The organism is Citrobacter pasteurii, assembly GCF_019047765.1.
In the GTDB taxonomy this organism is placed as follows: domain Bacteria; phylum Pseudomonadota; class Gammaproteobacteria; order Enterobacterales; family Enterobacteriaceae; genus Citrobacter; species Citrobacter pasteurii.
Genome location: NZ_CP077262.1, coordinates 470,280 through 494,666, shown reverse-complemented (window position 1 = coordinate 494,666; position 24,387 = coordinate 470,280). Strand labels below are relative to the sequence as shown.

Here is a 24,387-nt window from a genome sequence, read left to right as displayed (position 1 = left end):
GGCAAGCGAAGCGCCCCCGGCATCTCCAATGCCGGATGGCGGCGTAACCGCCTTATCTGGCCTACAGATTATTGTACCGGCGGGATATCCGTCACTTCAGGATGTGATTCATCCGTTTCAACCGACGTTGCCGCTGCGGTAACCGGCACCATAATGCTATCCCATGTCGCCTGCAGATCCTTCATATTGAATTCAGGCTCACCCTTCGGTTGCAGCAGAATTAACGCCATATCTTGCGACAGTTGTTGACGCAGATCCTGGTTCAGCATCTCAACGCTCAGGCCATTAAGGAAGTTCTGCCGTAAACGCTGATACTGTTCCGGCGCAATATCCACAACCTGGTTTTGCAACGAACGCAAACGCTGGCTGATCAAGATATCGGTGTCGGTGCGGCCATAGGTGGCAAACAGCTTTTGCAGCTCCAGATTCTTTTGCGCTACCAGCGCATTGAACTCTTCCTCCGGCAAGCCCTTATCGCGCACTTTGGCCAGCTCACGCGCAATCGTACCGAGGTTCGCGTTCAGCTTATCGTTCGGCGACTCAACGTTGATGGCGCACTGCGCACGCAGGAATAGCACCCGACAATCAAAGCCAAGACCAATGTCTTTGGTATTGTTTTTACTCAGCTCCTGCTGAATGTGCCAGAACAGCGCCTCACGGGCTAAATCCGCGCGCCAGTAACGTAACAGCGCGGCAGATTCACGGATGGGCTGCCACGGCGTATCCCACATAATGGAAAGGCGATCCTGGCGTACCGCATCGGTCATAATGCTCACGGCTTCTGCACGCAGCGGCGAAAGCGTCGGTACTGGCGCAGGCGTTTCACGTTTTCCTTTTAACTCACCGAAGGTTTTATTGATTTGCTCAGCCACGCTACGCGCGTCAACGTTACCGACGATAATTAGCGTCATTGCGTCCGGGGTATACCATTTCTGGTAGAACGACTGAATTTTTGCTGCATCAATCGGCTTTTTCAGCGGATCGGCAGGATCGTGCCCTAACAGCGTGGAGCCTTTCAGACGATAGCGCCACCACCCTTCTTTGGTATCCGTCGGCCATGTTGCCACCATATCTTCGCTGCTCAGCGCATGGTTAACCGTTTCAGGGGTAATGGTCAGCTTGCCGGAAATATTCGCCAGGTAAGAAAGTGACTCTTTCAGCAGGTCATTCCGGCTATTGGGCAAGCTAAGGTTATACAGCGTGGAATCATAGGAAACGATAACGGGCGGCATGGGGCGTTTAGGATCAAACCCCTGCTGCCACAATGAACGGGCTTGCGTGGCATCAAGGCCACCGCTTTGCGTCAGCGCGATACGTGGGATCGCATGGCTGAAACCACTCTGTTGCGTACTTTCGGTGAGTGAACCGGTATTAACCAGCAGGCGAACCTCAATACGGTCGCTGGGACGCTGGGGAGTGGCTAACACTTGCCACTGGAGACCATTTGCCAGCGTGCCCTGTTGCCACGCCGGGTCAGGCTGGAGCGCATCTGCCTGCACATAGCCGGCAGAGGCCATCATCAGCAAGCCGCCCGCTAAAAGTCGAATTTTTGTGCCCTGCATGTGAACCCCTGATCAACTATCCTGGAAATAAAAAGACAGCCCTGAGAAGGACCCTCTGAATATGACGTTAAAAACACTTCGTGTTAGACCGCAAGAACATAAAAATGTCACGGAAGAAGTGAAAAAATCCCGAAACTGTCGAACAGACAGTTTCAGGCACAGGGGGTAATTATGCGCAAACGCCCGCAGTCCTGGAAGGGACTACGGGCATAAGTGGAGAGATTAAGAGGATATTTCGTGCGTTTTGCCATCCGACGCACGATTATTCAGCACATCATCAAGCTTTTTGTGGTCCAGTTCTTTCACCCACTTAGCCACAACGACCGTTGCCACCCCGTTACCGACCAGGTTAGTCAGCGCACGCGCTTCAGACATAAAGCGGTCAATACCCAGGATGAGCGCCAGACCCGCTACCGGCAGATGCCCTACTGCGGAAATTGTCGCTGCCAGCACGATAAAGCCACTTCCGGTCACGCCCGCTGCACCTTTTGAGGAGAGCAGGAGCACCACCAACAGGGTTATCTGATGGAAGATATCCATATGACTATTGGTGGCCTGCGCGATAAACACCGCCGCCATAGTCAGATATATCGATGTCCCATCAAGGTTAAACGAGTAGCCCGTGGGTATAACCAACCCGACAACCGACTTCCGGCAGCCCAGTTTTTCCATCTTATCAAGCATACGCGGCAGCGCTGATTCAGAAGAAGACGTACCCAGTACGATCAGCAGTTCTTCACGGATATAGCGGATGAATTTGAAAATGCTGAAGCCGGTTGCGCGGGCAATGGAGCCCAGAACCACGACCACAAACAGGATACAGGTAATGTAGAAGCAGATAATCAACTGACCCAGTTGCACCAGCGTTCCGACGCCATACTTACCGATGGTAAAGGCCATGGCACCGAAAGCACCGATCGGTGCAAGGCGCATGATCATGTTGATAATGCCGAAAATAACCTGCGAGAAACTTTCAATTACGTTGAAAATCATCTGGCCTTTGCTGCCCAGACGGTGCAGAGCAAAACCAAACATCACCGCGAACAGTAATACCTGCAGGATGTTGCCGCTGGCGAACGCGCCAATGACGCTACCCGGGATAATATCCATCAGGAAGCCCACGATCCCCTGGTCTTTTGCCTGCTCGGCGTAGATCGCTACCGCTTTGGCATCCAGCGTTGCCGGATCGACGTTCATCCCGGCGCCGGGTTGCACCACGTTGACAATGATAAGACCAATGATCAGCGCAATCGTACTAACCACTTCAAAATAAAGCAGTGCAACCGCACCGGTGCGGCCTACTGCTTTCATACTTTCCATACCTGCAATGCCGGTAACGACAGTACAGAAGATAACAGGTGCGATGACCATCTTAATGAGCTTAACGAACGCGTCGCCAAGCGGTTTCATTTGGGCGCCTAATTCAGGGTAGTAATGGCCAAGGAGGATACCAATGGCAATTGCTGTCAGGACCTGAAAGTAAAGGCTTTTGAAGATAGAGGGTTTCATAGGGTGTCCTTAAAGTAAAAACCACAGGTCTTGTAAGGTTTTGTTTAACCTGCGGCCTTAAAGTAACACCCACACAACATGACAGAAATGCACCTGGATCATAATTGATACAAATTTGTTAAAAATTTTGAACTGGCTCGCACAAGCGCTACCTTTTTTAACTTTTGTAATCAGCTGATTCCTTCGCTAAATAGCGTTCTTCGAAGATATCTGCCGGAACCGGACGTGCAAACAGGAATCCTTGCGCGACTTCTACCCCTGCCTGTGATAACCAGTCGCGTTGCGCTTCGGTTTCAACGCCTTCCGCAATCATTTGCAAATTGAGACTATGAGCCAGCTGAATAATGGCAGAAATCATACTGCTATCTTCTGGCAGGCCTTCAACAAACATCTTATCGATTTTGAGCACATCAACTGGCAGTGACTTCATGTGCTGCAACTGCCGCAGACCCGCATAGCCCATACCAAAATCATCCAACGCAATGCGTACCCCCGCATTGCGCAGCGGACGCAGGATAGCGACAGCAGCGTTTGGATCATCTATATGCCGGCTTTCGGTAACTTCCAGAATCAACGTGCCGGGCTTAATACGATAGCGGTTTAGCAATTCCAGCAGATCCGACACCATACTGGGGTGCATCAGCTGTAGCGCAGACAGATTCACCGACAGCGGTAACATCAGACCACGTTCCTGCCAGGCCGCAAGCTGGCGACAAGACTCCTCCAGCACCCAATATCCAACCGTCACCATCAGACCACAGGATTCAATCCTGTCGATTAACCCTTCAGGTAATTCCCAGCTTCCGTCTGCCTGCTGCATCCGCAATAAAGCTTCGGCACTCAACATCTTGCCGCTGGCGATCTCTACCTGCGGTTGCATCCACAGCGCAAATTGCTGGTGATCAAGCGCGGTCAGAATGTCGTTCTCTTCGGTCAAACGCTGCTGTGCTTCTTCCATTTGCTGCGGATCAAAGAATTGGATCTGGTTTTTACCCTTGCGACGCGAGGTTAGCACTGCTGATAGCGCGCGACTGTATAGCTGTTCCGCCGTCAAATCGCCGTAGAACATTGCCACCCCAATATTGCAGCTCGGGCGTAGCTGAATACCCTGAATGGGCAACCGTTCATTCATGATAGTGAGTACTTGCTGACCTAATGTGATTGCATGCCAGGGTTCCTTCACACCGTGCGCGATAATCGCGAAGTCATAACCGCTTACCTGAGTAAGCACCATTCTGGGTGCCAGCACCGATCTCAGTTTCTCAACCAGCGTCAACAGCAGGATTTCCCGCTGGGTCTCGGTCAATACGCCGGCGGTATCACGCAGGGTTTCACAGGTGACAATCATCAGCGCAGTTGTTTGCGGGCCAGTAACAATCTGCTCAAGTAGCCCCATTAAGAACGTCTTATTTGGCAGTTCAGAGACCGGAAAGCGCATCGAATTGTCGTTCTGCTCTTCACTGTGGCGCAGGACCAGTTGCTGATTCAGGTTGTAGCTACGCACCAGCATCCCAATCTCATCATCCTGATGCATAGGCGGCAATGCCAGTTGATAGCCGATCAGATCCTGCTGCGGAATATCGTTCAGTTCGCGAGCAATTTTACGTAACGGGTGCACAATCAGGCGGTTAATGCACCAGGAAATGGCTACCGACAGGATTAACGACAAAAGTAAGTAAATGGTCACTAACGTTGAAAGCGTGCTCGTCACGAATTTGTACATGCGGTATGAATCCGCCTGTAACACCAGATACGCCAGCGGCTGTGGGTTTGCGGAGCGCTCAAGAGAATAGACCGGGAGCGAAATCTGCACCGGCAGTTCAAACAGTCGGGTCACCGGAACCGGAACGGGGCGTTCAGGGATAAAGCTCATCCGCAATGCCTGAAACTGGTTGGGCAGTACCACATCCGCGCGGCTGACCACGCCAGCGGGCTGGATACGGCTTAAAATCATTTCCGCTTCGGGGATATCCCCCTTCAGGATGGCGGCCGACAGAGGTTCACGGACGGAGCGAGCGATGCTTTCCAGTTGCGTAGCCGTGTTATAGCGGTTCTGCTGAACCAAATGGAACAACAAAACGGTGCAAAAAATAAAAACAAACACCATGACAACGGCCGCAACCATCGCCATCTGCTTAATTGTTAACGAGCGACTGACACGCAAACTGACTCTCCACGGATAGACAAAAACTGCCGTCAGAGTATACCCCATCGTAGCGGTATTAAGAGAGGCGGTATCTGAAAACTTCCCAGCGTGCATTATCGCGACAGGATAGGCACCTGGCGACGAGATTTATCTGCATTTAACGCGAAAAAGGCCGCAAGATTAAATCCTGCGGCCTGGTTCGGGCGCATGTTGCCATTACGGCAGGCAGACACCCATGAAGCACATTACTTCCGGTTATGTAGCCAGTTCACAATCAGGCTGGCGATAATGCCAGCGATGATCGGTGCTGCCAGATCGTGCCAGAAGGCTGTGCCCAGTTGCATGAGCGTCATATAGCCGCCTGTGTTGCAATGGCAACTGTTCGCGGCTATTCTTGAGTTGTTGAGGTTCAAGTTAGCCCCCGTTTTGTTGCCAGGTTTATACCGAACAACGTGCGGGGGTTTTCTCTTTCCAGCAACCTATGCCGCCGGGGATCAAGCCCCCGCAACATCGCGCCTCACCGGGTAAACCCGGCTTGCTGCTGATTCTACGGTAACCTTTTCGCCCTGGCACCCCGGCGCCATCCACTCTGCGTGAAGCCTCGCAATTACGGCGCTACAAATTCGATATGACTGGAAAGATTGTTGCCAGTTGGCAACTTTCCTGACGCTCCTCTGAAACAAAAACCATCTAATTCATTGATATTTAAATCTTAATTTTCTGGCACAGCAATTGCTATTTGAGTGTGAGCTGTTCTGTTCCGAATTAAAGGAGATATCATGTCTGACTGTCGTACTTACGGATTCAATACCCAGATCGTTCACGCGGGGCAACAACCCGACCCCTCAACCGGCGCGCTCAGTACGCCTATCTTCCAGACTTCAACGTTTGTTTTTGACAGCGCCGAACAGGGTGCCGCCCGCTTTGCGCTCGAAGAGTCCGGGTACATTTATACCCGTTTGGGTAACCCCACCACCGATGCGCTGGAGAAAAAACTGGCAGTTCTGGAAAGGGGTGAAGCCGCGCTGGCAACGGCATCCGGCATTTCCGCCATCACCACAACGCTGCTGACGTTGTGCCAACAGGGCGACCATATCGTTTCCGCCAGCGCGATTTATGGCTGTACTCACGCATTTCTGTCGCACAGCATGCCGAAGTTCGGTATTAACGTGAGTTTTGTCGACGCCGCGAAACCGGAAGAAATCCGCGCCGCGATGCGCCCGGAAACTAGAGTTGTGTATATCGAAACGCCCGCCAACCCGACGCTCTCATTGGTTGATATCGAAACAGTGGCGGGTATTGCCCACCAGCAAGGCGCTTTGCTGGTCGTGGATAACACCTTTATGTCGCCATATTGTCAGCAGCCTCTGCAATTGGGCGCAGACATCGTGGTTCACAGTGTAACCAAGTACATTAACGGACACGGTGATGTGATTGGCGGCATCATTGTCGGGAAACAGGAGTTTATCGACCAGGCGCGGTTTGTCGGTTTGAAGGATATTACCGGTGGCTGTATGAGCCCTTTCAACGCCTGGCTAACCCTACGCGGCGTTAAAACATTGGGCATTCGTATGGAACGTCACTGTGAAAACGCGCTAAAAATTGCCCGTTTCCTGGAAGGACATCCCTCCATTACCCGCGTGTATTATCCAGGTCTGACTTCGCACCCACAGTATGCGCTGGGCCAACGGCAGATGAGCCTGCCAGGGGGAATTATCAGCTTTGAAATTGCCGGCGGCCTCGATGCTGGCAGACGGATGATCAATTCTGTAGAATTGTGCCTCCTCGCGGTCAGTCTCGGTGATACCGAAACCCTCATTCAGCACCCAGCGTCTATGACACATTCGCCCGTTGCGCCTGAGGAACGGCTTAAAGCAGGTATTACCGACGGACTTATCCGTCTTTCTGTCGGTCTTGAAGATCCAGAAGATATTATTAACGACCTTGAACACGCCATCAGAAAGGCAACATTCTGACCATTACGACCTGAACCGACGACGCTCGGTTCAGGTCGTTGAGCATCAAGGCACAACAGTCTGGCTATACGCGCACTCCTTTTTTGGGGAGAACGGGTATTTTGGGCAGGGGGTTCTATGCAGGACAACACAATACAATTAAGCAACAATACAGCAACCGCCGTACCATTCTCAAAGAAAATACCGTTTACAAAATACGATTTTGGCTGGGTATTACTGTGCATCGGCATGGCAATTGGTGCGGGTACAGTTCTGATGCCGGTACAAATTGGCTTAACCGGCATTTGGGTTTTTATTGTCGCCTTTATTATCGCTTACCCGGCAACGTATATTGTGCAGGACATTTATTTAAAAACATTATCCGAAAGTGAAACCTGCAATGACTACACCGATATTATAAGTCATTACCTTGGAAAAAACTGGGGTGTATTCCTCGGTGTAATTTACTTTTTGATGATTATTCATGGAATATTCATCTATTCATTATCGGTTGTTTTTGACAGTGCCTCATATATAAAAACCTTCGGGCTAACCGATACCGACCTTTCGCAATCAATCATCTATAAAGTCGCTATTTTTGCGGTACTGGTCGCCATTGCTTCCGGTGGAGAAAAACTACTGTTCAAAATCTCCGGTCCGATGGTGGTGGTAAAAGTCGGCATTATCATCATCTTCGGCTTTGCGATGGTCCCTCACTGGAACTTCAGCAATATCAGCGCCTTTCCTGAAGCATCGGTCTTCTTTCGCGATGTGCTGTTGACTATCCCATTCTGCTTCTTCTCGGCGGTGTTTATTCAGGTGCTGAACCCCATGAACATTGCCTACCGCAAACGGGTGGCTGACCGGGTGCTGGCAACGCGCATGGCCATTCGTACCCACCGCATCAGCTACATTACGTTGATTGCAGTAATCCTGTTTTTCTCATTCTCATTTACCTTTTCGATTAGCCACGAAGAGGCCGTTTCAGCCTTCGAACAGAATATTTCTGCACTGGCTCTGGCGGCGCAGGTCATTCCTGGTCAGATTATTCACATCACCTCAACGATATTGAATATCTTTGCTGTTCTGACCGCATTCTTCGGTATTTACCTGGGCTTCCATGAAGCGATTAAAGGGATTATCCTTAACGTACTTAGCCGTGTAATTGATGTTGAGAAAATAAACCCACTAGTACTTACATTGGGTATTTGCACGTTTATCGTTATTACGCTGGTGATTTGGGTATCGTTTCGCGTATCGGTACTGGTGTTCTTCCAGTTAGGCAGTCCGCTATATGGAATTGTGTCGTGTATTATTCCGTTTTTCTTGATCTATAAAGTGGCGCAACTGGAAAAACTGCGCGGGCTAAAAACCTGGCTAATCCTGATCTATGGGGTTTTACTGTGCCTGTCACCACTGTTAAAACTGATTGAATAACCCGATGACAGCGCCGTCAATGTCTGGCGGCGCTTAACTCACGCTCTCAAGCTGGTAGCTACGAATTTTGTTCAATACCGTGGTATGCGATACGCCCAGCGCCTTAGCAATATGCCGCGACGACACATTCTCTTCCACCATCTGCTCAATTAACTGACGCTCGGCGTACTGGACCTGTTCTTTAAACGGACGTTGGGTGTGGCGCAATTCGCCTGACGACAGATTCGCCATCCCCAGGTCTTCCCGGGTTATAACATCAGATTCGGCCATCAGCATCAGACGAATAATCGTGTTTTCAAGCTCGCGTACGTTACCCGGCCAACTGTGCTGATGCAAAGCGTCAAAACAGGCTTTATCCAGAATAATTCGCCGTTGGAACTCCTTCGCGTATTTCTGCACAAAGTGGCGGATCAGCAGACTGATATCCTGCGGGCGCTCGCGTAAAGGTGGAATGGTGAGTGATAGTACGTTGATGCGGTAATAGAGATCGGCGCGCAGCAGACGTTGCTCCACCATCTCTTCCAGATTCGCGTTAGTCGCCACAATAATACGCGCATTAACCGGAATGGTTTGTGCCCCGCCAACGCGACGGATCCCCCCATCCTGAAGGACACGCAACAATTTGGCCTGTAAGCTCAGCGACATTTCACCAAACTCATCCAGAAAAAGGGTGCCTTTATCAGCCATTTCAAACAGCCCTTTTTTGCCTTTACAGTCCGCACCACTGAAGGCTCCTTTCTCATAGCCAAAAAATTCACTTTCCATTAGCGACTCGGGAAGCGCCGAACAGTTAACCGGAATAAACGGATAAAAACGCCGTGGCCCGGAATTATGGATGGCCCGGGCAAGCAGTTCCTTACCAGTTCCGGTTTCACCACGAACCAAAACGGTATATTTGCTATCCGCGATTCTGATCGCTTTTTCTATCAGCAGTTGCATGCTCTGGCTGCTGCAAATAATGTCAGAAAAATAACGCGGACGTTCCGGTTCAGACATCGACAGTTCGCTTATCTCTTCGCACAGATAAGCAACGTTAATAATATCAGCGCGCTGGCTTAAGCAGGATTGTACGCAGGAAATATCCTGCAACTGGCGACACCAGGATTTAATCAGAATGCGTCCAGGCGTAACTTTCATGGAGATGATATTGATATCACAGCAGGAAAATTCCTTCAGGACATCCTCAACCATCGACAGACGATCAATTGTTTTAATATCCCAGCGTATCGTGACCACATTTGCTCCTGGTAGTTAGCAACTGCGAAGTAGATATTTCTGTGACGAAAGCCAACCTGACTACATTCTAGACACTATGGAATAATGTTCTGCCAATGGACTCACATTGTGGGAGTAAAAACGAATTATAAAAAAACCGGAGCACAAGGCTCCGGTTATTGGGTCATAACCCACGTTTATTGCTGCGGGTTTTCATCCTGGTCAACGGCAAAGCACGCCACCAGTTGACCGCCGTAGTCTTTCAGCTGTGGCTGTAGTTGGGTACAAGGGCCAAAGCGACGGCGGCAACGGGCGTTAAACGCACATCCCGGTGGCGGATTCAGCGGGCTTGGCAGCTCGCCGGTCAGCTTAATACGCTCGCGGCGGTCATCTGGATTCAGGCGCGGTGTCGCAGAAAGCAGCGCCTGCGTATACGGATGGCGTGGATTATTGAAGATCTGATCCTTGGTGCCCTTCTCCACACAACGGCCCAGGTACATCACCATCACTTCATCCGCAATATGTTCCACTACCGACAGGTCGTGCGAGATAAAGACGTAGGACAGCCCCAGCTCCTGCTGCAGATCCATCATCAGGTTCAACACCTGCGCGCGTACGGATACATCCAGCGCGGAAACGGGTTCATCGGCAATCACCACGTCCGGGTCAAGCATCAGGCCACGGGCAATCGCAATACGCTGACGCTGACCGCCGGAGAACATATGCGGATAGCGGTCGTAGTGCTCGGTTTTCAGTCCCACTTTCGCCATCATCGCCAGCGCTTTTTCACGACGCTCCTCTTTGCTGAGCGTGGAGTTGATCAGCAACGGCTCTTCCAGAATCTGCCCAACTTTCTTACGTGGGTTCAGGGAACCGTAGGGGTTCTGGAATACTATCTGGATTTTCTGCCGACGCAGCTTCTGCGCATGCGGGTCGTGCTTGAGTAAATCCTGTCCCTGGTAATACAGCTCACCGCCGGTCGGGATTTCAATCATCGTCAGCAGACGGCCAAGGGTGGATTTCCCACAGCCCGACTCACCTACCACCGCCAGCGTTTTACCGCGATCCAGAGTAAAGGAAACACCATCCAGCGCTTTCACCAGGCGTTCCGGGGCGAACATGCCCTTCTTCACTGGGTAGTGTTTTTTCAGATCAATAGCCTGCAACAGCGGCTGTTGCGCGGCGGCCTTTTGCGTACTCATAGCCCAGGCCTCCCGGCATCATCAAGTGGGTAGTGGCATTTCGACTGACGACCGCCTTCCAGCAGGTTCAGTTCAGGTTCTTCAGCGCGGCATTTGTCGGTCGCATAGGGGCAACGCGGGTTCAGCAAACAGCCGTTCGGGCGATCATATTTACCTGGCACCACGCCCGGCAACGAGGCCAGACGCGCTTTGTCCTGAGCAAACTCCGGCAACGCGCGCAGCAGCGCCTGGGTATAGGGATGGCGCGGCGCGCGGAAAATATCCTGTGCGGCCCCGGTTTCCACGACTTGCCCAGCGTACATCACGATGATTTTGTGCGCCGCTTCGGCCACCAGCGCCAGATCGTGAGTGATCAAGACCAACGCCATGTTCTCTTTTTGCTGCAGTTCCAACAGCAGCTCGATAATCTGTGCCTGAATGGTCACATCCAGCGCCGTTGTCGGTTCGTCGGCAATCAGCAGCTTCGGACGACAGGCAATCGCCATCGCGATCATCACACGCTGGCTCATCCCACCGGACAACTGGTGCGGATAGACATCCAGGCGCGAGGCCGGATCGGGGATCCCCACCAGCGTCAGCAGGTCAATCGCCCGCTGAATACGCGTTTTTTTGTTGCCGCCCTGGTGCACCTTGATGGCTTCCATAATCTGGTAGCCGACGGTGTAGCACGGGTTAAGGCTGGTCATCGGGTCCTGGAAGATCATTGCTACTTCCGCACCCACCAGTTGGCGACGCTCTTTCTCAGAGATGCGCTTCAGGTCGCGACCATTAAACTCCAGATTTTCGGCCATCACGCGGCCTGGGTAGTCAATCAACCCCATAATCGCCAGTGAGCTGACGGACTTACCAGAACCAGATTCCCCAACAATGCCAACCACTTCACCCTGGTTCACACTGTAGCTAATGCGGTCCACGGCGCGGAATTCGGAACCCACATCACCAAAGTGCACCGATAATTTATCTACATTTAATAACGCCATCTCGAACCTCTTACTGCTTCAGTTTGGGATCGAGCGCGTCACGCAGACCGTCACCCATCAGGTTAAATGCCAGCACCGTCAGCAGGATCGCCAGACCCGGGAAGGTCACGACCCACCAGGCGCTTTGCGCAAACTGCAACACGTCAGAGAGCATGGTGCCCCACTCCGGCGTCGGCGGCTGCGCGCCCATCCCCAGGAAGCCGAGGGCAGCCATATCGAGAATGGCGTTCGAGAAACCAAGCGACGCCTGAACAATCAGCGGCGCAAGGCAGTTTGGAAGAATGTTGACGAACATCTGACGCATCGCACCGGCGCCCGCCACGCGGGATGCGGTGACATAGTCGCGGTTCACCTCCACCAGTACGGCAGCGCGCGTCAGACGCACATAGTGCGGCAATGCCACGAACGTCAGCGCCAGCGCGGCGTTGCCAATCGAGGGACCAAATACCGCCACCAGCACCAGCGCCAGCAACAGGCTCGGCAGCGCCAGCATGATATCAACCACGCGCATGATGACGTTATCGACAATCCCGCCAAAATAACCAGCGATAAGCCCGAGAACCACGCCCATCAGCAGAGAGAGCACCACCACCAGACAGCCAACCAGCAGCGACAGACGCGCCCCGTACATCAGGCGGGACAGCACATCGCGGCCCACATCATCGGTACCAAACAGATGCGCCATGGAACCGCCTTCCTGCCATGCCGGAGGAGCCAACAGCGTATCGCGGAACTGGTCTGCCGGGTTGTACGGCGCGAGAACGTTGGCAAAGACCGCAATCAGGATCATCACCACCACGTACACCAGCCCAACAACTGCGCCTTTGTTGCGTTTAAAATAGTGCCAGAACTCCTGCAGCGGGGTCATGGGCACCGGTGCTGCAATAACTTTATTTTCAGTAACCTGTGACATGATGGCCCCTTACTTCTTATGCCGAATACGCGGGTTCACCACGCCGTACAGCAGGTCTACCAGCAGGTTGACGAGGATAATCATCGTCGCGACCAGTAATACCCCGCCCTGCACTACCGGATAATCGCGGCGTTGCAGCGCATCGATCAGCCAGCGTCCCAGACCCGGCCACGAGAAGATGGTCTCAGTCAGGATCGCCCCAGCCAGCAATGTACCGACCTGCAGGCCGATAACGGTCACAACGGGCAGCATGGCGTTGCGCAGAGCATGAATGATGATGACACGCATCCGGGTCAGGCCCTTGGCGCGCGCGGTACGGATGTAATCCTCACCCAACACTTCCAGCATCGATGAACGGGTCATACGCACAATGACCGCCAGAGGGATAGTGCCCAGCACCATTGCCGGCAGGACCATATGCGCCAGCGCATCAATAAAGTTGCCCTCTTCACCCCAGATAGCGGTGTCGATTAGCATAAAGCCGGTCAGGGGGTTGGAATCATCAAGGAACACCATGTCGCTCACCCGACCGGAAACCGGCGTCAGGTTCCACTGCACGGAGACCAGCATGATCAGCATCATGCCCCACCAGAAAATAGGCATGGAGTAACCGGTCAGCGCCAGGCCAACGGCGGTGTGATCGAAAATAGAGCCGCGCTTAACGGCAGCAAGAACACCCACCGGGATACCTACTGCGACGGCGAAAATCATCGCGCAGACGCCGAGTTCCAGCGTCGCTTTGAAGCGAGGCACGAACTCTTCCCACACCGGTAAGCGGCTTTTCAGCGAGATACCTAAATCACCATGCATAACCCCCCAGATATAGTGGAGGTACTGCTGCCACATCGGTTTATCCAGACCGAGTTCAGCCAGCAATTGAGCGTGGCGCTCAGGGGAGATCCCACGTTCACCCGCCATGATCATGACCGGATCGCCGGGGATCATATGGACGAAGGCAAAGGTGAGAAGAGTGATACCGATAAACGTGGGGATGACGAGTCCCAAACGTCGGAGAATGAACTGCAACATAACCCGGATTCTCTCTAATGACGCACGGCCTGGAACCGTGAGTCTGTATTGCTCACAAATCTTATCCCACGCAAACTGCATCGTGGGTAAAGCATTACGCCGGATGGCGCTGCGCTTATCCGGCCTACACAATACCGGGGCGCAGCGCTTCCTTGATTGCTTTTAATTATTCGACAGAGACGTTTTCGAAGTGGTGTTTGCCTAATGGATCAACCACATAGCCTTTTACTTCTTTACGCACTGGTTCATACACGGTGGAGTGAGCAACAATCAGAGCCGGGGCCTGATCGTGCATAACAACCTGTGCTTGCTTGTACAGTTCAATACGTTTGTTGTGATCGTCGGTCGCTCGCGCCGGTTGGATCAGGTCTTCAAACGGCTTGTAGCACCAGCGAGAGTAGTTGGAACCGTCTTTCGCTGCCGCACAGCTGAACAGGGTGGCGAAGAAGTTGTCCGGATCCCCGTTGTCACCGGTCCAGCCCATCATCACAGCCTGATGCTCACCGGCTTTGGCGCGTTTCAGGTACTCGCCCCACTCGTAGGTCACAATCTTGGCCTGAACGCCAATTTTCGCCCAGTCAGCCTGAACCATTTCCGCCATACGGCGCGCGTTCGGGTTGTAAGGACGTTGTACCGGCATAGCCCACAGTTCAACGGTAAAGCCTTTGTCCTGACCGGCTTCCTTCAACAGCGCTTTGGCTTTCTCAGGATCGTAGGTGTAGTCTTTAACGTCGTCGTTATAGCCCCACATGGTCGGTGGGATCAGGTTTTTCGCGGCAACGCCAGCACCCTGATAAACCGCTTTGATGATCGCTTCTTTGTTTACCGCGTAGGTCAGCGCCTGACGGACTTTCACATCATCAAACGGTTTCTTCTCGGTGTTGAAAGAGAGGTAGCCAACGTTCAGACCGGCCTGCTCCATCAGGTTGATATTTTTATCCTGCTTCATGCGCGCGATGTCAGCCGGGTTCGGGTACGGCATCACCTGGCACTCGTTCTTCTGCAGTTTGGCGTAACGCACAGAAGCGTCAGGCGTAATGGAGAAGACCAGACGGTCGATTTTAGGCTTAGTGCCCCAGTAACCTTCGAATGCTTTATACAGAATACGGGAGTCTTTCTGGTACTGCTGCAGCTGGAACGGACCGGTACCGATTGGGTTCAGATCCACTTTCTCCGGGGAACCGGCTTTCAGCATGTTGTCTGCATATTCTTTGGAAAGAATAGAAGCGAAGTCCATCGCCAGGTCAGCCAGGAACGGTGCTTCCGGGCGAGTCAGCACGAACTGAACAGTTTTATCATCCACTTTTTTCACTTCGGCGATCAGGTCTGGCAGACCCATCCCTTCGAAGTATTCATAGCTGCCGCCAGACACTTTGTGGTACGGGTTCTGGGCATTTTTCTGACGATCGAAAGAGAACACCACGTCATCGGCGTTTAAATCGCGCGTCGGTTTGAAATCTTTGTTGTCCTGCCACTTCACGCCAGGGCGAAGGTGGAAGGTATAGGTTTTACCGTCTTCGCTGATTTCCCACTTCTCAGCAAGGCCCGGGATCACTTCAGTTGTACCGGTTTTGAACTCGACCAGGCGGTTATAGATCGGCACGGAGCTGGCATCATAGGTGGTACCAGAGGTGAAAAGCTGTGGGTTAAAGCCTTCAGGAGATCCTTCTGAACAATAAACCAGAGTTTTAGCCTGTACGCTTGCTGCGACGGTCATAGCCACCAGGCTCAGACCAAGCTTCAGCATCCCTGACTTCTTCAAGGAAATACTCATTCTTCTGCTCCAAATGTGATGTTTGTTGTTTTACCCTTTGCAGTGGGTTTGCACCGCCTGGCCTTTTTTGTTTTTTACCCGGCCGGGTCGGCGTTAAGAGGATGGGGATTCCGTTCACATAAGCGACTGAGTTGCAGTGCAGATTCTCCATGAAATGCCCCTCATGCCCTACAATCTGTCAACAGAATGTGAAAACGTCAATACAGGTAACCACGATTTACATCAACGGTGAGAATTGGCAAACAAAGATTAAAAAAAGTGCAAGCGGGTATTTTCAGCAGGGAAATTTGTGCTACGCGCACTATGCCAGAATAAACATCTTCATATTCAGAAACATTTAGTGATTAACATTTATGCAAATTATGAAAATTTTCTCAACACATGCTGCATATCTGAGCGATTAATACCATGAACGTTAAAACGCACAGCGGAAAATGCTGGGTTCAGCCATAAGTAACGCAAAAAAAGATTCAAGCAAATATAAAAAAAGGCAATGGAATATGTCACAGAATCGTTAACAGTCAGTGGGAAGTGGTGCACAATTTTTGCAGATAAAATGAAGGTCAAAGGTGGGGTTGGAATAACACCATACACGCCGGGATGAAACTGAGCCTGTAGGCCGGATAAGGCGTCTGCGCCGCCATCCGGCGATGCCAAAATGCTGCAATGTTTTGCCTGATGGCGCTGCGCTTATCAGGCCTACAAAGCAAAAAACCCTGCTCGCTGAGCAGGGTTTTGAATTTGGTCGGTGATAGAGGATTACTCGCCACTGCGGGCCGTTGCTGGCGCAACGTTCTCTCGCTCCGCTCGAGTCGAACCTCTTGCCCCCGGAGGTTCTCATCCTCGTGGATTCCGGAAAGTAAAAAGCCCGCTCAAAGAGCGGGCTTTTCTAATTTGGTCGGTGATAGAGGATTCGAACCTCCGACCCCTTCGTCCCGAACGAAGTGCGCTACCAGGCTGCGCCAATCACCGAATGCGGGGCGCATCTTACTGCTCAGCTGCACGCCCGTCAATCCCTTAGTATCAAAATGCCATTCGATCGGCGAGAAAGTCAGCAGCCCACTACTGGACTACAGCCTTCTTGTCGTCCGGGACATGACACCAGTTGTTATTCTCATTTATACCGCCATTTGGCGAGGTATAACCGAGGCAACCGAGAATAGTGTCGTACAGTTCAACATGGCGACGCGGAACCTTCATATCAGCCTCCTGCTTAAGGTGGGCGAAGGCTTTCGCATGATCGGGGTCTTCCAGATACTTATCAGACATCCACACCATCATAGGAACGCGGAACTGCTCTGGCGGTGCCATTTTACGTGGCGTACCGTGCAGGTGCTCCCGTTCGTTAATCGACTCACCGTGATCGGCAGCATAGAACACAATCGCTTTCTTATCGCGCAGCTGGTCAAACACTTTGGTGATAAAGTGGTCAACATAGGTCACCGAGTTATCAAATGAGTTAATCATCTGCGCTTTCGAACAACCGCTGTCAACATTGACACACTCCGGCTTCCACTGGGCGTACTCACGGGTATAGCGCTGCGTGTAGTTAAAGTGCGAGCCTTTGGTATGCAGGATAATCAGGTGCTTACCATTATCGTCCGGTTTGATTGATTGCTGCATCTCAGAGATCAGCAGCATATCGTCAACCGTTTTGCCACGGTTACGCGGCTCAGCGCCAATCTGCTCACGATATGCGATGTTCTCAGCCATCGTGTTGCTGTAAAACCACATCTCACTTTGCATCGCGTAGAGATCGGTATTAAAACCTAGCTGGCTGAGTACGGAAAAGACGTTTTGTTCTTTCAGCGTACGCTGCGGGTTTTCCTCTGCTCCGCCTTCACGAACAAACATACAGCGTAGCGAAAGTTTGGTTGCCGTATCACACGAATATCCGCGGAAAGCGGCCAGGTTTTTTTCCTGAGCCAGCCTTGGCGTAGTATTTCTCTCGTAGCCAAAAATACCCATATGATCCCAGCGGGTCGTTTCGCCGATAATAAAGACCACGTAGGTGTCGTCGAGGTTTTTGGGCGCAACATAGGTAAACTTCTTCGCCGGGTTCATCAGCGATTTGTTGTCTGAAGATTCATCCACCTGCGCCCAGGCATACAGACCCAGCGCGGACAGCCAGTTTGAAGGCAAATATGAATTTGCCACTACGCCACCGTAGCTGGGCAAATCAATACCGGTTTCCCGTTCGACTGATCTCTGCTGTATTCCAAGTAAACGAATCGGCGCCCACACCATCAAACCAGCCAACAGAACAACGACCACACTACGCCATCTCATACCTGGCGTACGTATTTGTTTTAGCAGGGTATAGCGGCAGCGGTTACTCCAGATAAGCAGCAACGGCAAAATGCTGACCGACACCAACCACACGATAAAATGCCAGCCGACAACTTCTTTTGATAAATCAATATCGGTTGTCATGACCGAGGCAATAATGCCGTAGCCAATGACCACATTCAGGAAGGTCATGTAATAGCTGGCACCAGCGGAACACAGCACCACAAAGGTAGCCAGTACGCGCCATGCCCGCCGACCAAACAGAGACAACAGACGAAGTAAAAAGAAGGTAACCAGCACGGTGCCGGCCAATTCAACAACCGCAGAGATTCCTTTCAACGCGGTAAATTCCTGCACATAGCTGCCGAAGCGGCGATAAAAAACTGCGCAGTTCATAAACAGACCGATATAGATCGCAAGCAAGAAGCTAAGCTTTTGCTGCGTCATCGATTTAATGTATCTCATGCAAAAAAACCCTGGGAATCGGGATAAAAACACCCTGTGAAGTGGTCAATCGACCAAACAGGGGAAAATGCGACAACAGCAGAGATGAAATGTCTACGGGCGCGGCTAAGTAGACCACAGGAGAGGAGAAAAGTGCTTATGGTGAATGCAAACAGCGCATATATTTTTGTAAATATATGCGCCGGGTATAAATAAGACCGCTAATAGATTCAGGCGTGAGCCTCGGTATAGACGCTACGCTGCGGCTGACGAATGGTGGTAGAAAGCGCCAGCGAGATGATTAACAGCGCAAAGATAACGCAGAAGGTGACATAGAAACCGCCGAACAGCGAGGCGATAATTGACCCGCAGATGCTGCCAATGCCGAAGCCCAGGTAGATGACCCCATAGTTTTTCGCCAGGTTATTCAGGCCGAAGAACTCACTCACCAGTGACGGGAAGACCGTAATGGTGCCACCGAAGTTGAAGGCGACACAGGCAATGGCTGCGAAGAATGTCACTTCATTCAGCGGAGCAAAAAGCAGCGCCGCCATACCCACCAGCGAAACGACCTGACCGATGGTGATCACGCGAATACGGGAGATTTTATCGGACAGAATCCCCAGAACCAGACGACCTGACAGGTTCGCGATAGAAATAACGGTTACCGCATTCGCCGCTGTTGCCACATCCATTTTTGCCAGGTTTTGGGCGATATCTTTCGCGACACCAATCACGTAAAGCCCGCTCATGCACGCCGTCAGGAACATCACTGCCAGCATCCAGTACTGTGGTTTACGCATGGATTGCGCCAGCGTGTAGTCATTCTCTACCACGCCATTTACGGCTTTAACTTCCTGGTTTGGCGCATCTTTCATCAGCGTGGAGCCAAAGACAATCATCACCAGTACAATCGCGCCCCAAATCATAAAGGTCTTTTCCAGACCCACAGTGCTCAGCAGTTGGCTGTCGATAAATTTAAAACCGAGGCTACCCAGGCCGTAAGAACCGATGGCGAAGGCGGAAATCAGCCCCTTACGCTCAGGGAACCATTTCACGCAGTTGGACAGGGTTAACAGGTACCCTGCACCGTCAGCCAGGCCAACCAGTACACCGGCACTCAGCCACAGCATAATCAGGCTGTCAGAATGCGCGGTTAAGAAGAAGCCCACACCCAGTAAGATACCCGATGCCATGGTGACGCGTTTCACACCGAAACGTTCCTGAAGCTTCCCGGCGATGGAAGAAGATATCGCCAGACCCAGACTCAGCAAACCAAAGGAAAATGCAACCTGACTCACCGGTGCATCGAGCTTTGAAGAGAGTGCGCCATTGAACAGGCTCCAGGTATAAACAGAACCTAATGCAAATTGGGTAATGATGGTGCCGATCAGTGTCAGCCACCGGGTACGCTGATAATCAGAAGTTTTCATGGCAGTCTTCCTGCATATACAAAATGGGAAATTCTCTGCCGACAACCATACCGAAACGCTTTTATGACCTGGGGAAAACGGCATGAAATGCCATCAGGACGGAATGAAATGCCTGGATTGCGGAATGAATGACGAGACAAAAAGTCGGGTTACTGAATTTTATTGCCGGAGTTAGTGCACGCTATCGCTGTAATACGTGTGATTATTGATCCCAACATGTAACAGAGATGTTTTATCCAGGCTTTTTTTCGTTAAAATTTGGCGTTCACTCCCATCGTGTACCGATAATCGCTGTCATTCGTACTGTTTTCTGCCTGAGAAAGTGCCGCATAGGCAGCCATATGCTGATTCAGCAGCATATCTGCACCCACAGTAACATCGACCCAGTTACCATCCTGACTCGCCGCCGTCATGCGGCTGAGACCCGATTGCGCCTTCCAGATATTCTCGCCAAATTGCTGGTTATAACTGATTTGCGCCCATGGCCGTACATCGCCAAACTGCGAGTCGACCCGCCAGCCCAGGGTACTGACGCTGGCATGCCACATCGGATCGGTCAGCGTTAGCGAAGTCACACTGTCGCCAAATTCGTTGTAGGTAGAGGTGGCTGAACCATCATAATGCAGGGCTGCGACGGGTCCCGTCGTCACCTTACGGGAAAGGGGAAAATTCCAGCCCACGCTCATACCGCTGGTCGCATCCAGAGCCGTTTGGTCCGCCAGATTCACCACCGGCCCCGCCACGTTCTGGGTGGAGCGAATGCGCTCTTCCAGAATGTCGTTATAACGTGGTTGGTGATCGCTGTCCCATGTATAGCGTTCCGACGTATGACCGGACAGCGCATCAACGATATATTCTTGTTGCCAGCCATATGCCGTATTGGCAAACAGCGCACAGACGATGACGTTCGCCAGAGTTAACCTCTGACGACCACTACTGTTTCTTATAATCATCAACGCGACTCCAGAAAAGAGCCGAATTCGGCGATATTATTGTCATTGTTTAAAGGATATCGGGCACATGAGACCCTGTATTAAATATTGTCTTTTTAGCGGGCGCGTCAAGGCGGGCCGAATGAAATTTTTACGCCAGTAAAAACAGCGAGGAAGAGTATGCAGCGTTGCGGCTGGGTCAGTCAGGATCCACTATACATTGCCTATCATGACAAGGAATGGGGCGTCCCGGAAACCGATGGTAAAAAGCTGTTCGAAATGATCTGCCTTGAAGGCCAGCAGGCTGGGCTGTCGTGGATAACGGTGCTGAAGAAACGGGAAAACTATCGCCTGGCATTTCACCACTTCGATCCTGTAACCGTTGCGGCGATGACCGAAGAGGATGTAGAAAGGCTGGTACTGGATGCCGGTATTATCCGCCATCGCGGAAAAATTCAGGCCATTATCGGTAACGCTCGCGCTTACCAGACGATGGCGCAAAATGGAGAGTCATTTAGCGAGTTCGTCTGGTCATTTGTTGATAACCAACCGCAACTGACCCGCGCCGCTAACCTGAGCGATATCCCCACCTCAACGCCTGCGTCAGATGCGCTGTCTAAGGCGTTAAAAAAACGTGGGTTTAAGTTTGTCGGCACCACCATCTGTTACTCCTTTATGCAGGCGTGCGGGCTGGTCAACGATCATGTCACCAGCTGCATCTGTTACCCAGGAGAACGACATGATTCGTGAATCAAAGGCTGACGATCTACCGTCGATTCTGGCGCTGTGGATGGAAAGCACGATCCATGCCCATCCGTTTATCGAAGAACGCTACTGGCGTGAGAGTGAGCCTATCGTACGTGATGTCTACCTGCCCGCCGCGCAAACCTGGGTGTGGGAAGAAAACGGTGTGCTCAAAGGTTTTGCCAGCGTGATGGAAGAGCGCTTTTTAGGCGCGCTGTTTGTCAAGCCTGCCGCCATCAGAAGCGGTATCGGTAAAGCGCTGGTGCAACATGTGCAGCAGCGCTTTTCGTTGCTCAGCCTGGAGGTCTACCAGAAGAACCAATCAGCGGTAAACTTTTACCACGCACTGGGCTTTCGCATTGAAGACAGCGCATGGCAGGAAGAGACTCACCATCCAACCTGGATTATGGGCTGGCAGGTGGATCAAACGCGGTAAGTGTCAGAGTAGGCCCACTGTACTTCTCCAGCCACGCCAACGCAGTGTTGCCCGCGCAGCCATTCCCCAGCTTCGAGCTGGGGAGATCTTTGGTCAGCACGTTGACGGCGCCATTTTTACAAATACCGTCAGCTGTCGGTTCCAAATCAGGCCAGGCACCTTCATGAATACAGATGACGCCAGGTTTGATGCCTTCCGTCACCACGGCACCCGCCAGGATATGCCCGCGGTGGTTCCACACCCTGACCGTATCGCCATCTGCAATCCCCCGCGCTTGCGCATCCTGCGGGTGAATCGTCACTGGCTCCCGATCCGCCACCGCATACTGTTCGCGTAACGCACTGTAGTTGAGCTGGCTGTGCAAACGGTGAGCCGGATGGGCAGAGAGCACCTGCAGTTGGTCGGGTTCGGCATTGCCGAACCACTCATCAGGCTCCAGCCACATCGGGTGTCCTGCACAATCTGCATAGCCGTAACCTGCAATTTTTGCAGAATAGATTTCAATTTTTCCACTGTCCGTTTTCAGCGGATGCGCCTGTGGATCGCGGCGAAAATCAGCAAAACGGATGAACTGCGTATTGGCGGCGTTTTCCGGCATTTCGATCAGTGCATTCTTTTGCCAGAACTCAGCGAAGGGCGGCAGTGTAACCTGCTGGCTGGCACCACGCTGCGCAGCAATGTCGTAAAAAGTTTCCAGCCACGCCAGTTCGCTTTTCCCCTCAGTGAATCGGGCATAACCGCCCTGTTCCCAGCGCTCGCTAAGCTCGGCAAAAACATCAAAATCGTTGCGCGCTTCAGCCTGTGGCGGCACGACCTGCTTCATCGGCACCAGATGCTGGTTGCTGTAGTCTCCGGTCATGGTCAAATCGTTACGTTCAAAAGAGGTGGTCGCGGGTAACACGATATCGGCATGCTTCGCCGCAGCAGTCCAGAAACACTCCGAGATAACCACCAACTCCGGCTTTTGCCAGGCGCGGATCAAACGGTTGGTATCCTGATGATGGGTGAAGTTGGCGCCGCCTGCCCACCACAGCATGCGGATGTCCGGGAAATGCCGATCCATACCGTTGTGCTGATAGAAACCGCCGGGGTTTTCCAGCGCCTCAACGATACGCGCCACCGGGATTTTATCCACCGCGTCGGTGCCGCCTTTAACGCTACCCTGCATTGAAGCCAGCACCGCAGCACGGCGCGTCGGGTTCCCGCCGTTGGCAAAATGATACGACAGTCCAAAGCCACCGCCGGGCGTCCCAATCTGCCCAAGCATGGCGGCCAGGGTAACGATCATCCAGTGTTTCTGCTCGCCATACTGCTGACGCTGCATACCCCAGCCGGCCATCAGCATGGTGGTATTTTGGTGAAATATTGCCGCAAGTTCGCGTATTTTCGCTGCCGGAATACTACAAATTTCAGCAGCCCATTCTGCAGTTTTCGCTATTCCATCGGATTTACCCAGCAGGTAGTCAGCGAACGAATCATATCCGGTTGTACAACGGGCGAGAAAATCCTCGTCGTGCCAGTCGTTTTCCACCAGCGTATGCGCGATGCCCAGCATCAGCGCCACGTCGGTCCCCATATGCGGGGCAATCCATTCCATCTTTTCGCCAAAGAATTCGACACTTTCCGATCGCATCGGATCGATGCAGATCAGTCGCTTGCCGCTGTCGCGCAAAGCCTCAAAGTAAGCGAGCCCCTGTTCGTCGGAGGCATTCCAGGCAATCTTCAGTGTATTCAGCGGATTAGCGCTCCATAACACCACCACCTCGCTGTTCTCCAACACCACAGGCCAGCTGGTCTGCTGCTGGTAAACTTCATTGCCGCCGACCACGTAAGGCATGATCGCCTGCGCAGCCCCTGTCGAATAATCCCCCAGATGCCCGGTATAACCGCCTGCCAGCGCCATATAGCGCTGTAGCAGGGTCGCCGCTTTGTGTAACACGCCGTTAGAGCGCCAGCCGTAGGAACCGGCAAAAATCGAGGCCGGGCCGTAGCTGTCACGGATGCGTTTATGCTGCGTATGGATAAGATTCAGCGCGTCGTCCCAACTGACGCGAACAAATTCATCCTGCCCACGCACGCCCTGGGGATTCTCCGGCGAGGCGAGAAAGCCTTTACGCACCATTGGAAAACGTACCCGCGTTTTACTGTGCACCTGGTCGCGCACCACGGTTTGCAAAGAGTTGGGATGGGCGGTGGGCAGCGCGCCACGCGAAGAGAAAACCGTCTCTCCATCGGTGTCGACGAGAACAGGTCCCCAGTGGGCGGCGGTTAACACCGGGTAATGTGCGGGTGAATTAGCCAAGATGGCGCTCCTGAATGCGATGTGACGGCTTATTGTTATGCCGTTCAATGTTACTTACAAATTTCAGAGTCTTCCCTGGAATTTT

At 52.3% G+C, this 24,387-nt stretch carries 20 protein-coding genes, 1 tRNA gene and 1 other RNA gene; 4 read left to right on the top strand and 18 right to left on the bottom strand.

All coding sequences use genetic code 11. The annotated features are described in order from the left end of the window. Positions 1 to 68 precede the first annotated feature (68 nt). The 4 genes from I6L54_RS02415 to I6L54_RS02400 form a co-directional block, all read right to left on the bottom strand. Positions 69 to 1,562, bottom strand: coding sequence for a M16 family metallopeptidase (locus I6L54_RS02415; protein WP_005133848.1), 1,494 nt, complete (start codon positions 1,560 to 1,562; stop codon positions 69 to 71). Positions 1,563 to 1,784: 222 nt separating this feature from the next. Continuing rightward, positions 1,785 to 3,071 (bottom strand): C4-dicarboxylate transporter DctC, encoded by a 1,287-nt coding sequence (gene dctA / locus I6L54_RS02410; protein WP_040231640.1) that lies wholly within the window; start codon positions 3,069 to 3,071, stop codon positions 1,785 to 1,787. A 157-nt stretch (positions 3,072 to 3,228) separates the two neighbouring features. Next, positions 3,229 to 5,235 (bottom strand): biofilm formation regulator HmsP, encoded by a 2,007-nt coding sequence (gene hmsP / locus I6L54_RS02405; protein WP_040231638.1) that lies wholly within the window; start codon positions 5,233 to 5,235, stop codon positions 3,229 to 3,231. Between the two features lie 227 nt (positions 5,236 to 5,462). Then, positions 5,463 to 5,570, bottom strand: a complete 108-nt coding sequence (locus I6L54_RS02400) for a type I toxin-antitoxin system toxin Ldr family protein (RefSeq protein WP_040231637.1) — start codon at positions 5,568 to 5,570, stop codon at positions 5,463 to 5,465. A gap of 426 nt (positions 5,571 to 5,996) precedes the next feature. Here I6L54_RS02400 and megL point away from each other — a divergent pair, with 426 nt between their 5' ends. Together megL and I6L54_RS02390 are read left to right on the top strand one after the other, a co-directional pair. Then, the gene (megL, locus tag I6L54_RS02395) at positions 5,997 to 7,193 is read left to right on the top strand and encodes a methionine gamma-lyase (RefSeq protein WP_005133841.1); all 1,197 of its coding nucleotides are present in this window, start codon (positions 5,997 to 5,999) and stop codon (positions 7,191 to 7,193) included. A 117-nt stretch (positions 7,194 to 7,310) separates the two neighbouring features. Beyond that, positions 7,311 to 8,609 carry an SLC5/6 family protein gene (locus tag I6L54_RS02390; RefSeq protein ID WP_040231636.1) on the top strand — a complete coding sequence of 433 codons (1,299 nt, stop codon included), beginning with the start codon at positions 7,311 to 7,313 and terminating at the stop codon, positions 8,607 to 8,609. 33 nt (positions 8,610 to 8,642) lie between these two features. Here the strand turns inward: I6L54_RS02390 and I6L54_RS02385 are convergent, their stop codons facing one another. The 13 genes from I6L54_RS02385 to I6L54_RS02325 form a co-directional block, all read right to left on the bottom strand. After that, entirely contained in the window at positions 8,643 to 9,845 is a 1,203-nt protein-coding gene (locus I6L54_RS02385; RefSeq protein WP_040231634.1) for a sigma-54 interaction domain-containing protein, read from the bottom strand. 176 nt (positions 9,846 to 10,021) lie between these two features. Further along, positions 10,022 to 11,026, bottom strand: a complete 1,005-nt coding sequence (dppF, locus tag I6L54_RS02380; RefSeq protein WP_005133838.1) for a dipeptide ABC transporter ATP-binding subunit DppF — start codon at positions 11,024 to 11,026, stop codon at positions 10,022 to 10,024. Further along, positions 11,023 to 12,006: a dipeptide ABC transporter ATP-binding protein gene (gene dppD, locus I6L54_RS02375; RefSeq protein WP_005133837.1), complete on the bottom strand. Its 984-nt coding sequence runs from the start codon at positions 12,004 to 12,006 to the stop codon at positions 11,023 to 11,025. Before dppD ends, dppF begins: the two co-directional genes overlap by 4 nt. A gap of 10 nt (positions 12,007 to 12,016) precedes the next feature. Next, positions 12,017 to 12,919 carry a dipeptide ABC transporter permease DppC gene (dppC, locus tag I6L54_RS02370; RefSeq protein ID WP_003837734.1) on the bottom strand — a complete coding sequence of 301 codons (903 nt, stop codon included), beginning with the start codon at positions 12,917 to 12,919 and terminating at the stop codon, positions 12,017 to 12,019. 9 nt (positions 12,920 to 12,928) lie between these two features. Then, positions 12,929 to 13,948, bottom strand: a complete 1,020-nt coding sequence (gene dppB / locus I6L54_RS02365; protein WP_003837733.1) for a dipeptide ABC transporter permease DppB — start codon at positions 13,946 to 13,948, stop codon at positions 12,929 to 12,931. Positions 13,949 to 14,114: 166 nt separating this feature from the next. Then, positions 14,115 to 15,722, bottom strand: a complete 1,608-nt coding sequence (dppA, locus tag I6L54_RS02360; RefSeq protein WP_040231632.1) for a dipeptide ABC transporter periplasmic-binding protein DppA — start codon at positions 15,720 to 15,722, stop codon at positions 14,115 to 14,117. Continuing rightward, complete coding sequence (locus I6L54_RS02355) at positions 15,637 to 15,873, bottom strand: hypothetical protein (protein ID WP_167335598.1); 237 nt, start codon at positions 15,871 to 15,873, stop codon at positions 15,637 to 15,639. Before I6L54_RS02355 ends, dppA begins: the two co-directional genes overlap by 86 nt. A 209-nt stretch (positions 15,874 to 16,082) precedes the next feature. Then, the gene (locus I6L54_RS02350) at positions 16,083 to 16,379 is read right to left on the bottom strand and encodes a hypothetical protein (RefSeq protein ID WP_040231631.1); all 297 of its coding nucleotides are present in this window, start codon (positions 16,377 to 16,379) and stop codon (positions 16,083 to 16,085) included. Between the two features lie 85 nt (positions 16,380 to 16,464). Further along, positions 16,465 to 16,583: non-coding RNA, RtT sRNA (locus I6L54_RS02345), on the bottom strand. A 34-nt stretch (positions 16,584 to 16,617) separates the two neighbouring features. Then, positions 16,618 to 16,694, bottom strand: a tRNA-Pro gene (locus I6L54_RS02340). Between the two features lie 90 nt (positions 16,695 to 16,784). Further along, a complete protein-coding gene (gene eptB, locus I6L54_RS02335) occupies positions 16,785 to 18,476 on the bottom strand; it encodes a kdo(2)-lipid A phosphoethanolamine 7''-transferase (RefSeq protein WP_040231629.1) in 1,692 nt (563 codons plus the stop codon). 209 nt (positions 18,477 to 18,685) lie between these two features. Then, a complete protein-coding gene (locus I6L54_RS02330; protein ID WP_005133833.1) occupies positions 18,686 to 19,888 on the bottom strand; it encodes an L-lactate MFS transporter in 1,203 nt (400 codons plus the stop codon). 251 nt (positions 19,889 to 20,139) lie between these two features. Continuing rightward, positions 20,140 to 20,841 carry an autotransporter outer membrane beta-barrel domain-containing protein gene (locus tag I6L54_RS02325; RefSeq protein WP_040231628.1) on the bottom strand — a complete coding sequence of 234 codons (702 nt, stop codon included), beginning with the start codon at positions 20,839 to 20,841 and terminating at the stop codon, positions 20,140 to 20,142. A 159-nt stretch (positions 20,842 to 21,000) separates the two neighbouring features. Here I6L54_RS02325 and tag point away from each other — a divergent pair, with 159 nt between their 5' ends. Next, positions 21,001 to 21,570 carry a DNA-3-methyladenine glycosylase I gene (gene tag / locus I6L54_RS02320; protein WP_040231626.1) on the top strand — a complete coding sequence of 190 codons (570 nt, stop codon included), beginning with the start codon at positions 21,001 to 21,003 and terminating at the stop codon, positions 21,568 to 21,570. Further along, on the top strand, positions 21,560 to 22,000 hold the full coding sequence (locus I6L54_RS02315) for an N-acetyltransferase (protein ID WP_040231624.1): 441 nt from the start codon (positions 21,560 to 21,562) through the stop codon (positions 21,998 to 22,000). The genes tag and I6L54_RS02315 overlap by 11 nt, the downstream gene beginning before the upstream one ends. On the opposite strand, the gene I6L54_RS02310 is transcribed toward I6L54_RS02315, so the two are convergent. Next, positions 21,969 to 24,302 (bottom strand): molybdopterin guanine dinucleotide-containing S/N-oxide reductase, encoded by a 2,334-nt coding sequence (locus I6L54_RS02310; RefSeq protein WP_005133830.1) that lies wholly within the window; start codon positions 24,300 to 24,302, stop codon positions 21,969 to 21,971. The two genes, I6L54_RS02315 and I6L54_RS02310, sit on opposite strands and share 32 nt — an antisense overlap. Between the last annotated feature and the right edge of the window lie 85 nt (positions 24,303 to 24,387).

Bases quoted from the DNA above. Each gene is read 5' to 3' on its own strand.
- I6L54_RS02315 (WP_040231624.1), top strand. From the start codon at position 21,560: ATGATTCGTGAATCAAAGGCTGACGATCTACCGTCGATTCTGGCGCTG.
- I6L54_RS02415 (WP_005133848.1), bottom strand. From the start codon at position 1,562: ATGCAGGGCACAAAAATTCGACTTTTAGCGGGCGGCTTGCTGATGATG.
- tag (WP_040231626.1), top strand. From the start codon at position 21,001: ATGCAGCGTTGCGGCTGGGTCAGTCAGGATCCACTATACATTGCCTAT.
- I6L54_RS02390 (WP_040231636.1), top strand. From the start codon at position 7,311: ATGCAGGACAACACAATACAATTAAGCAACAATACAGCAACCGCCGTA.
- megL (WP_005133841.1), top strand. From the start codon at position 5,997: ATGTCTGACTGTCGTACTTACGGATTCAATACCCAGATCGTTCACGCG.
- I6L54_RS02355 (WP_167335598.1), bottom strand. From the start codon at position 15,873: ATGGAGAATCTGCACTGCAACTCAGTCGCTTATGTGAACGGAATCCCC.
- dppD (WP_005133837.1), bottom strand. From the start codon at position 12,006: ATGGCGTTATTAAATGTAGATAAATTATCGGTGCACTTTGGTGATGTG.
- dppB (WP_003837733.1), bottom strand. From the start codon at position 13,948: ATGTTGCAGTTCATTCTCCGACGTTTGGGACTCGTCATCCCCACGTTT.
- dppC (WP_003837734.1), bottom strand. From the start codon at position 12,919: ATGTCACAGGTTACTGAAAATAAAGTTATTGCAGCACCGGTGCCCATG.
- dppA (WP_040231632.1), bottom strand. From the start codon at position 15,722: ATGAGTATTTCCTTGAAGAAGTCAGGGATGCTGAAGCTTGGTCTGAGC.
- I6L54_RS02400 (WP_040231637.1), bottom strand. From the start codon at position 5,570: ATGACGCTCATGCAACTGGGCACAGCCTTCTGGCACGATCTGGCAGCA.
- dctA (WP_040231640.1), bottom strand. From the start codon at position 3,071: ATGAAACCCTCTATCTTCAAAAGCCTTTACTTTCAGGTCCTGACAGCA.
- I6L54_RS02325 (WP_040231628.1), bottom strand. From the start codon at position 20,841: ATGATTATAAGAAACAGTAGTGGTCGTCAGAGGTTAACTCTGGCGAAC.
- dppF (WP_005133838.1), bottom strand. From the start codon at position 11,026: ATGAGTACGCAAAAGGCCGCCGCGCAACAGCCGCTGTTGCAGGCTATT.
- I6L54_RS02330 (WP_005133833.1), bottom strand. From the start codon at position 19,888: ATGAAAACTTCTGATTATCAGCGTACCCGGTGGCTGACACTGATCGGC.
- eptB (WP_040231629.1), bottom strand. From the start codon at position 18,476: ATGAGATACATTAAATCGATGACGCAGCAAAAGCTTAGCTTCTTGCTT.